The organism is Mesorhizobium sp. M2D.F.Ca.ET.226.01.1.1 (assembly GCF_004022705.2).
Lineage (GTDB): Bacteria > Pseudomonadota > Alphaproteobacteria > Rhizobiales > Rhizobiaceae > Mesorhizobium.
Map to the genome: position 1 here is coordinate 1 of NZ_RZOY02000042.1, position 1,109 is coordinate 1,109.

The 1,109-nt window shown below is 64.7% G+C and carries 1 protein-coding gene; it reads left to right on the forward strand.

Going from position 1 to position 1,109, the window contains the following annotated elements:
- Positions 1-1,109: elongation factor Tu (gene tuf / locus EN869_RS33665; protein WP_127230905.1), on the forward strand; the 1,109-nt coding region annotated here is incomplete at both ends.

Sequence of the window (1,109 nt, forward strand, 5' to 3'; positions counted from 1 at the left end):
GTCGATCATGGCAAGACGTCGCTGACGGCGGCGATCACGAAGTATTTTGGCGAATACAAGCGCTATGACCAGATCGACGCGGCGCCGGAAGAGAAGGCGCGCGGCATCACGATCTCGACGGCCCACGTCGAGTATGAGACGGCCAACCGTCACTATGCCCACGTCGACTGCCCCGGCCACGCCGACTATGTGAAGAACATGATCACCGGTGCCGCGCAGATGGACGGCGCGATCCTGGTCGTGTCGGCCGCCGACGGCCCGATGCCGCAGACCCGCGAGCACATCCTGCTTGCCCGTCAGGTCGGCGTGCCCTCGATCGTGGTGTTCCTAAACAAGGTCGACCAGGTCGACGACGCCGAGCTGCTCGAGCTGGTCGAGCTCGAGGTTCGCGAGCTTTTGTCGAAGAACGAGTTCCCCGGCGACGACATTCCGATCGTCAAGGGCTCGGCGCTGGCCGCGCTTGAGGATTCGAACAAGACCATCGGCGAGGATGCCATCCGCGAGCTGATGGCTCAGGTCGACGCCTACATCCCGACCCCGGTTCGTCCGCTGGACAAGCCGTTCCTGATGCCGATCGAAGACGTGTTCTCGATCTCGGGCCGCGGCACGGTCGTGACCGGCCGCGTCGAGCGCGGCGTGGTCAAGGTTGGCGAGGAACTGGAGATCGTCGGCATCCGTCCGACCACCAAGACGACCTGCACGGGCGTGGAAATGTTCCGCAAGCTGCTCGACCAGGGCCAGGCCGGCGACAACATCGGCGCGCTGCTGCGCGGCGTCGACCGTGAAGGCGTCGAGCGCGGCCAGGTTCTGGCCAAGCCCGGTTCGGTGAAGCCGCACAAGAAGTTCGTGGCCGAAGCCTACATCCTGACCAAGGACGAGGGTGGCCGTCACACGCCGTTCTTCACCAACTACCGTCCGCAGTTCTACTTCCGCACGACGGACGTGACGGGCATCGTGACGCTGCCGGCCGGCACCGAGATGGTGATGCCCGGCGACAACATCACCGTCGACGTCGAGCTGATCGTGCCGATCGCGATGGAAGAGAAGCTGCGCTTCGCCATCCGTGAAGGCGGCCGCACCGTCGGTGCAGGCATCGTCGTCACCATCAA